Below are 13,602 nucleotides of genomic sequence, written 5' to 3'. Positions count from 1 at the left end.
GGAGCGAGACTGAAGCAATTTAGTTGTACAATTTCCACTTGCTTCCTCCGTTTCTGCCAAAACCAACTGAACAAGATACGTTTATCCACCTACTTGCTGCCAGGTAACATCGACAACTAGGTAGCCCATACCAAAAAGGCACCCCGCTGACGAGGCACCTTACCTTGGATATATAATTATAGACGTTTGAGCTATACTGGATGGCCGGAGAAGGTGCGCTTAAGTCTCCAGCTCCTCCGGGGTCCAGTGCAGCTGAACGCCGAGCTCGATCAGTTGCTGCTGATAGGCCCTTAGATGTTCCGCTGATTCTCTGACTGCCGATGGTTCGACCTGTTGCCTGATGGCATAGGCCGCGAGGGTGCCCGCCGCTTCGCCGATATTCCATTCTGTGGGATGCAGGCGGTAGCAGCCGTTCGCAATCTGGGTCATGGATATGTTCTTGCAAGCCGGGAGCAGGTTCTTGACCCGCACCGGGATCAATGATCCGAGAGGAATCTCATAAGGATGGTTCGGGATATAAAAGGTACGCTGGCTCACTGTCGTGGGATGAAGATCCAGATGATAGCTGCCTACCCCTACGCTATCCTCATAACGCTTAGGCCCGGCCGGGCCGCGCAGCTCCTTGCTCACATCCTGCTCTGCTATCGTATACAATCCGCGGATGCGCCGGGATTCCCGGATATAAGGGGCCTTGGCCAGCCCGTCTTCTGTGCCGAGCACATCTCCGCGCAGGCGCACGCCCGGGTAGCCCTGCCCGCCGTCCATGCGGGGCGCTTCGGTCTGGAGCCAATACACGAGTGAGAGGGTAAGCTGTCTCGCCCCCTCCAGGTGCCGCTCCCGTTCCTCCGGCGATACGCCGATAATTGACCCCGCATAGTAATCGTTCAGTGCCCAGTTCAGCAGAGTGACTTCGCCGTCATTCAGCGGCTCCGTCCAGATGGCCGGGTCTACGATCCGCCGGTAATCCCACAGGGAGACAATCCCCTGCTCATTCGGGAACATCGTGAACTGCTTCAGCTTGCTAGTATCGTCTGCATCTGAAGCGAACCAGCTTAAGATCGGATACTGCGAGAACGATGGGACATATTCGCGCCAGTAATCATAATCTATTGGACGCGGAATCGTATAGTTTCCACCCGGCACATAGTCCACCGCCGCCACGTGGGTAATCGACTGCATGTCGAGCGGGTCCTGTGCCTCCAGAGCATGCGGCTCCCCTGTCTCGCTGCGGGCTTCAGCGCCGCTGACATGCTCCACTCCGGCCAGCGGCAGCAGATCGCCGCACTCCGTGGCGTCCAGATAATAGTCGCCGCGCAGCCTGAAAAGCTTACCGCCCGTTCCCTGCCGGACGGTCACTCCAGTAACGTAATCTCCTTCAGTATCGGCAGCGACCGGCACCGTATGATAGAGCACCTCGATCTGCCCGGTGTTCACATATGGGGCCAGCATCTCCTGCAGAACAGCCAGTGCTACCTTCGGCTCATGTGCCAGCCGGCTGACCCAACCGTTGCCGGGATTCAGTATAGGGTTACTCCTGGCAGCTTCCGTAAGCGGATAATTCCGCCTGTAATACTCCCTGACTCTGCTGCGGAACTCCCGGTAAGACGCGGTACTGCCCGATTCCTCAATCCAGCGGTGCTCATCCGGCGGCACGGCCTGGGAGGTCAATTGCCCGCCCAGCCAGTCCGTCTCCTCGGTCATAAGCACGCGCAGCCCGGCTTTGGCTGCGGCCAGTGCCGCCGCCGTTCCTCCAAGTCCGCCGCCGATAATTACTACATCCGAATGCTTCTCCTGTTCACCAGCCATCTCTCTGTCTCCTCCCTGCCGCAGCAGTTAGATCTGCCTTTCGCCTTCGTCCCGGCGCAGCCGTTCCAGAGCCAGCCGGGCTGCGCCGAAGCAGCCTGCCCGGTTGCCCAGCTCCGCCGGCACGATTCGGGCGGCCAAACTACCGCCCGCTTGCCCGGCCAGCAGCGGCCACCAGACCGCGCGGCTCTGAATGACCCCGCCGCCGATAATAATCAGCTCGGGGTCTACCGCCGCCCCGATGTTAGCTGTCACCAGCGCAAGATCCGCTGTGAAGCGCTCCAGCACCGCCAGTGCTGACGCGTCGCCCCGCTCCGCCGCCGCCATAATCTCCCGCCCGTGCGCATACGCCCGGCCGGTCTCCTCCAGTGCCAGCCGCAGCAGCGCCTGGCCGGACACATATTGCTCCGCGCAGCCGCGCTTGCCGCAATTACAGGGGCGACCTCCCGGCACCAGCACGCTGTGCCCCCAGTCGCCACCGCTCCAGGCGGCTCCGCGCAGCAGCCGGCCTTCCGCCAGATTAGCCCCGCCGACCCCGGTGCCCAGGGTCAGCATGACCAGGCTCGCCCTGCCGCGTCCCGCGCCCAGCCAGGCCTCGCCCAGCAGCGCCGCGTTGGCATCGTTATCGGCCACCGCAGGCCGTCCGAACGCAGCCGTTGCCCACTGCGTCAGCTGCATCCCCTGCCAGCCGGGCAGATTATCGGTGGCGTAGACCACCTCGCCCGAATCCGCATTCACCCTGCCCGCCGAGCCAATCCCCAGCGCTTCCACCGCAGGATGGCCAGCCAGCAGTTCCTCCACCAGGCTGTGGAGCTGGCCGAGAATAACCTCCCGGCCCAGCCGGGCCTCCGTGTCGCGTCCGGCTTCCGCGAGAATCGTCCCCGCTTCATCGGTTACAAGCCCTTTGATGCCTGTCCCTCCGATATCCACGCCTATGACTTGCCGCATTCGCGCCACCTCCACTATTGCATCTGTCTCTTCATTCGATTTGTACTCGGTTTTTCTGTGAAAATACGTCTGACACTGCGATAAACGTACGGGCTACACGGCGCACCCGGTCCAATTGTGTTCGGTTTTTCGATTACATTCGGCCTACGCGGCGCCACCAGTCCAATTGTGTTCGGTTTTTCGATTACATTCGGCCTACGCGGCGCCACCGGTCCAATTGTGTTCGGTTTTTCGATTACATTCGGCCTACATGGCGCACCCGGTCCAATTGTGTTCGGTTTTTCGATTACATTCGGCCTACGCGGCGCACCTGGTCCAATTCTATTCGGTTTTTCGATTACTTTTGGCCTACGCAGCGCACCCGGTCCAATTGTGTTCGGTTTTTCGATTACATTCGGCCTACACGGCGCACCCGGTCCAATTGTGTTCGGTTTTCCGCATACATTCTGCCCATTTGCCCTCGCACCAGCACATCAGCCCCCGCCAATCCCTTACCGTTACACGGTACATCACGTACCATCGCTTCATTCCCCCGAATCCTAATAAATCCGGTCAATGACCGCCCGCGCGGTGAGCTCCTTCATCCGCTTGGTCTCTTCGGCATGGAGCTGCTCCAGCCCTTGGCAGAGCAGGTCGATAATGAACAACTGGGAGACCTTAGCCCCTACGGAGCCGCCTTCCAGCGGCGATTCCTTCCCGGCTGTCAGCAGCACAATGTCGGCAATGGAAGCAATCGGGGACTTGGCGTAGTTAGTCATAGCAATCACCTTGGCCCCGTTCTGCTTGGCCTTCATCAGCATGTCATTCGTATCCAGTGTGCTGCCTGATACACTGATGCCAAATGCCACATCGCCCGCCCCCATCGTCACTGCCATCATCGACTGAATATGGCTGTCGGAATTGGCTTCGACACGCCGCCCGATCCGCAGGAAGCGGTTCTTGGCGTCCAGTGCTGTGATGCCGGATGAGCCTACGCCGAAGAACTGGACATACCGGGCCTGATCCAGAGCGTCTACCGCCTGCTGCAGCTGCTCCCGGTCCAGCATGCCCAGGCTGGATTGCAATACGCCAACCATTAAGGCATACAGGTGGTCGGCGTAATCCCCTCCGCCTGCCCCCTGCTCGCCGTCCGGCAGAGTCTGCCGCTTCGGTAGGCCCTGGGCCAGCATCAGCTTGAAATCCTGATAGCCCTTGAAGCCGATTTTGCGGCAGAAGCGCATCACCGTGGTCTCGCCCGTTCCGGCGAAATCCGCCAGCTCAGTCACAGACAGATAGATCAGATTATCCGGATGCTCAAGCACACACCGGGCTACCTTCTGCTCTGACTTAGTCATGGACGGGTAATACGTGTTGATTCGGTCATTCATTTCCATTACGGTTCATCCTCACTTTTCTCGCCGCTGCTGCGAACGGCCGGGTGATCAGCTGCGGCCGGGTAATTGCGGAGCCTACCACCACCGCATAGGCCCCCAGGTCCAGCGCTGCCTCCACTTGGGCGGGCTGGCTGATCCGGCCTTCGGCAATGACCGGAATATTCAGCCGCTGTGCAGCCTGCTCCAGCAACTCCAGATTCGGCCCTTCCTGCTGACGGGAATACGGTGTATATCCCGACAAGGTGGTCGAGACGCAGCTGACTCCAAGCGACTCAGCGTATAGCGCTTCCTCCAGAGTGGAGATATCCGCCATGGAAGCCGCCGGGCTTGCCGTGAGCAGGTCTATGATCTGCTCCAGCGTACAATTCCCCGGCCGGGTCTGCCGGGTCCCGTCAAAAGCTATAATATCCGCCCCCGCTTCCAGCAACTCCTCAGTCTCTCTAAGCGTAGGGGTAATATAGACGTCCGAATTCGGGTAATTGCGCTTCACGATGCCGATCACCGGCAGCGCAACTGCCTGCTTGATCGCCCGCACATCTGCCGCCCCGTTCGCCCGGATGGCGATGGCCCCGCCTTCCGCTGCCGCCACCGCCATCCGGGCCATAATCTCCGGCCCGTGCAGCGGCTCGTCAGGCAGCGCCTGGCAGGATACAATCAGCCCCAGATGCAGGCTTTCCAGTATATTTTTGCTCAGGGTCCCCACCCTCTCTCCTTATATTATATATAAATTGAACTTGCTACCGCTCCTACAGCTCCCAAATTCCCCCGTCACTCTTCCCTATCTGTATTGTTTCAAATTAATTTTATCATCAGCCCTGCCCTCACGATGGCTCATACTGCACAGTTAAGCCCACCTCGAACATCCGGTTCCATGGCATATAGCAATCGGTAATCTTAACCCTTCCCGCTGGACTGTCGATCCGTACAGCCAGCTCCTCACTCAGCCGTTCCTGTACACGCGCAGCTACGCGGCCGCGCGGTCCGTCCAGTTCGTATTTACCATAGCCCATCTCCTGCACCGGGCCCTCACTAAGCTCTCCGCGCACTACTGAACAATAGCATACATCCTCGGCATAGCGGAGCGCCAGGAAATCGAGATGCCCTTGTGTACGTCCGTAGATCAGATAGATCATCGCCTGCGAGATTACGGTCCCAAGCGAATTGGAGCTGGTATTCCAGGCGGCATATCCGGCCAGATCGAACAGGAGGTTCTTCTGCCGCAGCATCTTAACCAGCTTCTGATCACCGCCATTGGCATAGCCTACGTCCGCAACAGACACCGGCATCTCCTTGCTCTGCAGAAGGTAGTCCCCGTACTCTACAAGTTCCATCAGGTTCCGGTATACGTCATAACTATGAAAAGCATGCTTCTGCGACACCGCCTCCTCCATCGTCTCACCCGGCGTGCTGACCAGAAGAACCAGGTCTGCCTCGGCAGCACTGGATGCGATCAGCCCCCCGGCGGCCAGGATCTGATACTTCAGCGTCTCATAGAAAAAGCGGTCCTCGAACAGCGGCGTCACGAATGCCCCCTGCACAGCGGACAAACGCGGGTAGATCATCGGCCTCCGCCCTTCGGATTTGTTCAGCATCCGGGCGAGCAGCGTGCAGCCTACCTCATCTGCTCCCGGATACATATAAACCTTAAGCTCCAGATCAAGCGCCGTGATCCGTGCCCGCACCTTCTCCTGGTCCTTGGCGGTATGCCCATACGGCGCCGAATCATCCTGCGGAACAATCATGAAGTCAATCAGCCCGTCCCGGACCAGCTCCAGCGCCTGCTTGTTCGCTTCGATATTAATTGCTCTGCGGCTAAGATAATCCTGAAGCACCTCTGCCGGGAGCCGGAGATCAATATCGGCTAGCTCACGGATCTCCTCATCCGTGGCAATGCCCAGCTCCAGCCGGTGGCCGATGAAGCCCTTGCGGAAAATCTCCCGGCCCCAGTCGGCATAATAATCCGGTTCCTCGTCTGATAGAGAATACTGCGGACAGCGCATAATCAGCTGGAACGCATACAGCTTAAGCTGCGGATAACGCCGCCGGATCTCCCGCAGCCGCTCCAGGCGCGCAGCCAGCACTTCAAGCTCCAGCTGGTGCAGCCGCGAGGGAATAATGCCGCCGTAGAGCAGCGTATCCAGCGCGACCACCGCACCGTCAGCACCTTCACAGGCAGTCTCGAACCAGGACCACAGCCGCTCAACATCACCCGGACGTTTCTTCAGCCCCATAATCCCGGCGGGCGGACGCTCTACTCTATAATCTGTTCCCTGTGCCAGCAGATAAGGGAATTCATAATTGCAGGGCCGCTCATCGAGCGGAACCAGAATCAGCTTATGGTGCTTAGACATGCTGGTCCTCCTCCTTTGTCTCCTTCTCCATCACCGGCAGCTCGATCCCCAGCGCCTCAGCCGCACGCACAGCCGGATCACTGCCGAGACGCACACCATAGCTGCGGCAGGTCTCCAGCCGCTGGTGCACCTCCGCCTGAGCCTGCGGATTCAGCGGGTCCTTGAGCTGTCTGCGCACAGCCCGCCACAGTACAGCATCCCCGATGGCCCGGCGCAGCCATGGCCCTGCCTCTTCGATGAACTTGGCATTCTCTAAGCCGCCAAGCCGCACGGCAGCCTGCTCCAGCCGGCTGAAATAAGCGTCCAGCCGGTCCAGATCGCGCTCCGCCAGCGCATCGTCCAGCTCCGGGTACCCACCGGAGTACAGGCGGCTGTTCAGATTCTGGCGGCAGAAGAACATCATGTCCTCCGCCAGCTCCCCGGCGAATTCACGCACAGACAGCTCCCAGGACAGCTCCGGCATATAACGCTCGCTGTTCCACATATAATGGGCCATCGTGTTAAGCGTGATCTTGGAGCATTCCCACTGATTCATCGGATTGGCAACGACCGCTGTATGCCCGTAATTGCCGAGCCGGGAGCTGCGCCCGCGCACCGGATCGAGGAACAGCCGGTCCTTATCGCAGTCATTCACCGGAATATTGTCCCACAGCCACAGCTCATGCCCGTAAAAACTGTAATTATCCTCCGCATGCCCCCGGCCAATCTCCGGAGCGAAGACGAAATAGCCGGTCCAGAACACTTTGACAGCAGGATGAAGCTGCTCCCGGATATCCTTTTTGTACTCCGTATTCCAATACGACCAGTATTCCGACGGACACATCGCCAGGGTGAAGTGCGGCAGACATCCGGCTAAGTAATCATAGACCCGGTTCGTCACATAGGCATGGGCGGTCCCGGAGCGCTCCAGGAACTGCTTGTTGTCGTCTTGGAGCACATAATCGATGTCATCCATCAGCAGTGCGAAATGCCGCACTCCAATCGCGATCATGGCCCCAAGCTTCTCCGCAAGCTTCGCGAAGTCGCCTTGGCTGCGGAATTCCAGATCATTGCCCGGGCTAATACAATAGTAGAAATCCACCAGATGCTTGTCGCATTCCTGCTTAAGGTCATGAATTCTGGTGAACACATCGTCCGGGTACGGCTCACGCCATAGCTTCCGGTGATAGAGATCATCCTTCGGCGCGTACATGAAGGCGTTCATCCGGTGCCCGCTCATATAACTGACCGAATCCATCCGGTCCGCGAAGCTCCATGGCACGCCATAGAAGCCTTCAATAATGCCCCGCACCGGAAAAGAAGGCTCATCCTCCACCGTAACCACCGGCAGGCGGCAGCAATCCTCCTCCACGGTCAGGAGCATTTTCAGCGCATCCAGCCCGTACTTCAGTCCCCGACGGTTAGACGCAGCGACAACAAGCTTCGCATCCTCTCCAATCACCAGCCGGTATCCATCCGCAACAAGCCCGCCGTCATACTCCAGCATCAGCTGCGCATTGCCTTTATCAGCGGTGGCTACGCCCGGCCCGGCCGGTTCCAGAATTACGATGTCTCCGCCTTCAGCAAGTAGCCCGTTTACATCCTGATTCATCGCATACCGCGAGGCCAGCTCACAGCGCAGCTGCGGGCCCTCTACCACCAGCTCTTTCCCTTGCGTATAATAGTCGCGGAACAGATATTGGCAGTCCCGTAACGAAATTCCCATTGAGTTATGCCTCCTTAGTTAGCCTTTTATCGCGCCGGCAATCCCTTCCATATAATACTTCTGCGTGAACAGGAACACGAGGATGATCGGAAGCACCGAGATCATGGTTCCGGCGGCAATCCAGCCGAAGTTATAGGAGAATTGCCCGTTCAGATACGTAAGCGCCGCAGCGAGCGGATACTTCTCCGGGTCCTCCAGGACGACAATCGGCCACAGGAAGTTGTTCCAGAACGCCATGACCTCCAGTAATCCAATCACCGCAATCCCCGGCTTGACGAGCGGCATGACCAGTTGAATGAAGATGCGCAGCTCTGAGGCTCCGTCCATTTTACCTGAATCCCGGATGTCTGCCGGAATACCCAGGAACGTCTGCCGCATCAGGAAGATATTGAACACGGACACCGCTGCCGGAAGAACAACGCCGAAGAACGTATTGCCCAGCTGAAAAGCCTGAATCGTCAGATAATGCACAATCATAGCGGTTGCCGACGGAATAATCATGGTCGAGATCAGCAGCGTGAAGACCAGGTTCCGGCCCTTGAACCGGAAGGCCGCCAGCGGATAAGCCGTCAGACAGGATAGAATAATGTTGAACACGACTCCCAGCAGCGTGATGATGACCGTATTCAGAATGTATCGCGGAAAATTCATGAAGTTCCACACCTGCACATAGTTATCGAACGCAATGAAGGTGGGCAGAATGGCCGGCGGGTTCGCAAACACGTTGCGCCCTGGCATCAGCGAGACACTGAGCAGCCACAGGAACGGCCCCATCATGAACAGGGCGAGCAGGATCAGCAGTAGATAAGTGATTAGAACACGCAAGCTACGCGGCATCAATAGGAATTCACCCCGCCTTTCCGGTTCAGTCTGAATACGAGTACACTAAGCGCTCCCACCATCACACTGACGATCAGCCCGAGCGCCGAGGCATAGCCGAAGTTGAACTGCTCCAGCCCTTTTTGAAAAATATAGACGCTTGAGGTCAGTGTGGACGTCCCCGGTCCGCCCTTGGTCAGAATGTAGACCTCATCGAACACCCGGATCGCGCCCATCACCGAGATCAGCGTGCAGAACAGAATATGCGGGCGCAGCAGCGGCAGCGTCACATGTACAATCAGCCGCAGCGGGCCTGCCCCGTCCACTCTTGCGGCCTCATACAGATCTGCAGGAATGCCTTGAAGCCCGGCCAGATAGAGCATCATGTAATAGCCGAGGCCCTTCCACATCGTAATGAACATTAGAACATACAGCGCCGTGCTGCTCGTCGATAGCCAGGAGACCTGCTCACTGATAATCCCTGCCTTCAGCAGCAGGTAATTGACAACTCCGTTATTGCCGAGCAGCCAGCTCCAGATCAGCGCCACCGCAACCATCGAAGTGACGACCGGTATATAGTAGGCGGCCCGGAACATTTTGACTCCAGGAATCCGGCTGTTGACCAGAATCGCCATTAAGATCGAAATGATCTGGATCACCGGCACAATCAGCACATATACCAGTGAATTCCACAGTGAAATCAGGAAATTATGATCCTGGAAGGCCCGGGTGAAGTTCTCCAGACCTACATAATTCGTCTCTGTAATGACAGAATAATCTGTCAACGAGAGCGGTATACCGTAAATAATTGGCCAAAAGGTAAACACCGCCAGAAACAGCAGCCCCGGCGCCATAAACGCCCATGCGGTAAAAGATTCAGACCGAAACCCCTTGTACACCCTCTACACCCCCCACTCCTTCAAATACCCTCAAAATATATCCATCGGGGGAGAAGCTCCCCCGTATCAGCTATGCTTCAGCAGCTTAGGAACCCTGACTGATAATAGTATTGACTTCCTTCTCCACCTTGTTCAGCGTCTCCTTGATATCCGCGCCGTTCATCAGAATCTCCTGCAATCCCCGCGCCAGCGCAGAGTTGATATCTGCGGCGCTTGGAACGCCGACCATGTAATCGGTAGCCTTATCCAGACTCTGCGAAGAAGCCACCTTCGCTTCAGCTTCCAGAGAGCCGTCAGACTCGGTGAAGAACGGATCCTGAATGGACGCCTTGCTCGATGGCAGCGTGTTGGCGGCCTTGGAGAAGGCTGTCTGATTCTCGGCATTCGTAAGGAAGGCAGCGAATTCCACCGCCTGCTGCGGGTTCTTCGACTTCTGCGGCACGACCAGATTCATCGAATTGGAGAGACGCAGGTTCGCCTTGCCTGTCGGCAGCGGGACAGCAATGGTATTCTTGTAGACATCCGGCGCAGAGGTCTTGATGAAGTTAATGAATGTTGGGCCGGACAACTGGAAGGCTACCTGCTCACCGGAGAAATACTGAATCTGCTTGCTGAAATCCGCGTCCTCCTTGAGCACTACCCCTTCCTTCATCAGGTCGCGCATCTGGGTAATCATCGCCTCTGCTTCCGGCGTATTGAAGGCGGCGGCTGTCTTGTCCTCATTCAGGATTGAGATGCCGTCGATGGGGAACAGCTTGGAGACCAGCTGCTGGGCATACCCGGCTGCTCCGGTCTTCTCATGAACCTGTCGCGCCCACTCCACCAGCTCCTCGCGGGTCTGCGGCGGGTTCGCAGGGTCGAGGCCCGCCTTCTCCACCAGCTTCTTGTTCATGAACAGCACTTCTGTGCCAGTGTACCAGGGAAGTGCATACGCCTTGCCATCGAATACAGTGGAATTATAAATCCCCTCGAAATAACTCTTCGCCTGCTCATCCGTCAGATACTCGCTCAGATTCAGCAGTGCTCCCTTGCTGCCTAGCTGGCTGGCGAACTCGGTGTTCAGATTCACGACATCCGGGCTCTTGCCGCTGGCCGTGCTGGTCAACAGCCGCTGTGAGATGGCATCATAGGGATAGTCCTTCCACTCCACCGTTACTCCGGGGTGGCTGTCCTCATACTGGGTGATCAGATTATTGAAGTAATCATTGAACGTTGGCTGAAGTGCAATCGTCCAGAATTCAAGCTTCACCGGCTCCGCCGCAGCCGTAGCTTCAGCGCCCGTGCCGGGTTCTCCGGTGCTTCCGGCAGCCGGTGTCCCCTTCGTATTGCCATTTCCTCCGCAAGCCGCAAGCAGCATAGACATGGTCAGCAGCAGCGATACTGTGAAGCCCTTTCTGTTAGTTCCCACACCACATTCCCCCTCAGATTAAGTGTAAGGTGAGCGCCCTTCCCGCGTCAGGCTTCCTGACTTATTGCTCCCTCTTTGCAATGAGTATAGCAGAAATTTTAATTAAATGAAGTATTTTTCCTAAAATAAATTTAAAAAAGAAATAATTTTTCTTTTTATGCCCGCAAAACAGCCTCCGCCTGCACCGGAAGCATCTTCCCGGCAGGCGGAGGCTGTAGTTAGAATAGAATATCCCTTCATTATTCAGCTCCGGCCTGAGCCAGCCATTGCTTGAGCGTATCGAGATCCCCGATCTCTCCGACTACGATTTTGCTTATCTCGCCCGCCTTATTGATGATATAAGTTGACGGCAGTGCATTGACGCTATACGAGGCAGATATCCTTCCGGTAACATCGATAATGACGGGAAAAGAGAATTGTTGCTCCGCCATATACTCCGATACCGTCCCCTTGGATTCTCCTGCGTTCACGAACAAGGTCTCGACTGAAAGCTCTGCGGATTGGCTTAGTTCATTTAACAGCGGCATTTCCCGCATACAAGGCTTGCACCAGGTCGCCCAGAAGTTAAGCAGCACGACCCGGCCCTTGTATTCGCTGAGGCGCACCTTCTCCCCCTGTAAGGTTACCGCTTCGAACGCCGGAGCCAAAGCACCTGCGGTCATTCTCCCGGCCGGAGGTTGGCTGGACTGCTGAAGATATACCCCGATTCCGGCAGCACAGGCTGCGGCAATAATCAGCAGAGTAACGATCCGGCGCAGCTTCATCCCAGCCCCAGACTATGGTGAAAGGCGGCGTACAGCGAACCGAACTCTGTACGGATCTCTGCCGTAGTGCCTGACCCCACATGCTTGCCCTGATTCAAGAAGACAATCTGATCGGCCACCTGATCCGCAATCTCCAGCTGGTGGGTGGAAAAGAGAACCGTATGCCCCTCTTCCCGGATGTCCTGCAGCAGCTTCACGAATTCATTCATCCAGAACGGGTCCAGCCCGTTAGTCGGCTCATCCATAATCAGGAGCGGCGGCTTCGCCAGCAGCGCTTGCGCGAACAGCACACGCTGGCGCATCCCCTTGGAGAACGTGGTCACCAGGCTGTTGCGCTTATCCGCAAGTCCGACTAGAGCCAGCACCTCCTCTACCCGCTGTTTGCGTCTGGGAATCCGGCGCAGCGCCGCCCAGAAATTCAGCAGCTCTTCCGCAGACAGCCCGTGGCTGAACTGATAATCATCCGGCATATAGCCGATCTGCATGGAAAAGCGCTTGCGGGATTGCTTCCACTTCAGCCCGTTTACCGTAATTTCGCCTGAAGTCGGCTGTAGAATGCCAGCTACCATCCGCAGCACCGTGCTTTTGCCAGCTCCATTCCCGCCGCACAGGGCAAGTATGCTGCCGCCTGGAACCTGGAAGCTGATTTCTTCGACCAGTGTTTGCCGCCCGATGACCTTGGTAATCTCTTTCACCTGAATTAGCGGATTATCCACGGGAACGCCCCCTCTCCCAGATCCAATATACCGCTAAGATGGACAGCAGCACCCAGGCAGCGCAGACCCCGAGGAACAGCAGGCTGCCGCCCGGGCGGCTAATCCATTCCACCCACTGATAATATTCCGGTCCCAGAACCGACCCTCCGCCCAGCTTCACCACCACGAACAGGCGCACCAGCTCAGCCGGATTAAGCATCGTCAGCACAATCAGCACTGGCTTGATCCAGAGATACGGGAGCAGCCCTAGGCCTGCGATCAGGAATGTCGGCCAGCCGATCACCGCGAAGAACCAGACCGCTACAGAGATCGTCAAGGCCTGCCAGCGGTTGCGGGATAACGAGCCGATGATGAGGGCAAGGGTCAGGAACAGCAAGACCAGACCTGCCGAGAAGGCCAGGAACAGGAAGTAAGTATCCGCCGCAAAAGCCATCCCGAGCAGGCCGCTGAGCAGTCCCATCAGCCCGTAACCAAACGCTACAATCGTCAGCAGGACAGCGGCTAGCCCGGTATATTTTCCCAGGACAAATGATAAGGTTCCAATGGGATAGGTAGATAACAGCTGCCAGCTTCCGTCTTCCCGTTCCGAGGTCAGTGAGAAGGAGCCCAGAAATAACGTCATCAGCGGCAAAAGATACAGAATCAGGCTCAGCATGGAGCCCGTAACCGCAGTATAGCCTTCGACCGCGTTATTCACATGGATCAGCAGCAGCCCGAGACTGAAGGTACAGAACAAGGCCAGGAAGGAATAGGCCCACGGGTTGCGGAAGCCGATCTTAAGCTCTCTGCGGGCAATATGCAGGATGTCAGCCATAC

At 57.2% G+C, this 13,602-nt stretch carries 12 protein-coding genes; all 12 read right to left on the bottom strand.

The genetic code is table 11. The annotated features are described in order from the left end of the window. Positions 1-219: 219 nt before the first annotated feature. On the bottom strand, positions 220-1,806 hold the full coding sequence (locus NST26_RS15870; protein ID WP_340952870.1) for an FAD-dependent oxidoreductase: 1,587 nt from the start codon (positions 1,804-1,806) through the stop codon (positions 220-222). A gap of 27 nt (positions 1,807-1,833) precedes the next feature. After that, positions 1,834-2,751 (bottom strand): ROK family protein, encoded by a 918-nt coding sequence (locus NST26_RS15865; protein WP_340952871.1) that lies wholly within the window; start codon positions 2,749-2,751, stop codon positions 1,834-1,836. Between the two features lie 539 nt (positions 2,752-3,290). Next, positions 3,291-4,124 (bottom strand): MurR/RpiR family transcriptional regulator, encoded by an 834-nt coding sequence (locus tag NST26_RS15860; RefSeq protein ID WP_340952873.1) that lies wholly within the window; start codon positions 4,122-4,124, stop codon positions 3,291-3,293. After that, positions 4,111-4,818 (bottom strand): N-acetylmannosamine-6-phosphate 2-epimerase, encoded by a 708-nt coding sequence (locus NST26_RS15855; protein WP_340958058.1) that lies wholly within the window; start codon positions 4,816-4,818, stop codon positions 4,111-4,113. The genes NST26_RS15860 and NST26_RS15855 overlap by 14 nt, the downstream gene beginning before the upstream one ends. Before the next feature lie 127 nt (positions 4,819-4,945). After that, positions 4,946-6,475, bottom strand: coding sequence for a DUF4127 family protein (locus NST26_RS15850; protein WP_340952876.1), 1,530 nt, complete (start codon positions 6,473-6,475; stop codon positions 4,946-4,948). Then, positions 6,468-8,180 (bottom strand): beta-N-acetylhexosaminidase family protein, encoded by a 1,713-nt coding sequence (locus NST26_RS15845; RefSeq protein ID WP_340952878.1) that lies wholly within the window; start codon positions 8,178-8,180, stop codon positions 6,468-6,470. The genes NST26_RS15850 and NST26_RS15845 overlap by 8 nt, the downstream gene beginning before the upstream one ends. Before the next feature lie 18 nt (positions 8,181-8,198). Continuing rightward, positions 8,199-9,017: a carbohydrate ABC transporter permease gene (locus NST26_RS15840; protein WP_081751222.1), complete on the bottom strand. Its 819-nt coding sequence runs from the start codon at positions 9,015-9,017 to the stop codon at positions 8,199-8,201. Then, the gene (locus NST26_RS15835) at positions 9,017-9,898 is read right to left on the bottom strand and encodes a carbohydrate ABC transporter permease (protein ID WP_036727002.1); all 882 of its coding nucleotides are present in this window, start codon (positions 9,896-9,898) and stop codon (positions 9,017-9,019) included. The genes NST26_RS15840 and NST26_RS15835 overlap by 1 nt, the downstream gene beginning before the upstream one ends. Before the next feature lie 85 nt (positions 9,899-9,983). Continuing rightward, entirely contained in the window at positions 9,984-11,306 is a 1,323-nt protein-coding gene (locus NST26_RS15830; protein WP_036727004.1) for an ABC transporter substrate-binding protein, read from the bottom strand. Positions 11,307-11,545: 239 nt separating this feature from the next. Beyond that, the gene (locus NST26_RS15825; protein WP_340952881.1) at positions 11,546-12,070 is read right to left on the bottom strand and encodes a TlpA family protein disulfide reductase; all 525 of its coding nucleotides are present in this window, start codon (positions 12,068-12,070) and stop codon (positions 11,546-11,548) included. Next, on the bottom strand, positions 12,067-12,786 hold the full coding sequence (locus tag NST26_RS15820; protein ID WP_340952883.1) for an ABC transporter ATP-binding protein: 720 nt from the start codon (positions 12,784-12,786) through the stop codon (positions 12,067-12,069). Before NST26_RS15820 ends, NST26_RS15825 begins: the two co-directional genes overlap by 4 nt. Further along, positions 12,779-13,600 carry an ABC transporter permease gene (locus NST26_RS15815; protein ID WP_340958060.1) on the bottom strand — a complete coding sequence of 274 codons (822 nt, stop codon included), beginning with the start codon at positions 13,598-13,600 and terminating at the stop codon, positions 12,779-12,781. The genes NST26_RS15820 and NST26_RS15815 overlap by 8 nt, the downstream gene beginning before the upstream one ends. Positions 13,601-13,602 lie beyond the last annotated feature (2 nt).

The organism is Paenibacillus sp. FSL R7-0128 (genome assembly GCF_038002245.1).
GTDB classification, from domain to species: Bacteria; Bacillota; Bacilli; order Paenibacillales; family Paenibacillaceae; genus Paenibacillus_AQ; species Paenibacillus_AQ silagei.
Note: the sequence above shows the minus strand (reverse complement) of the source record. Positions and strands in the feature narration are given on the sequence as shown.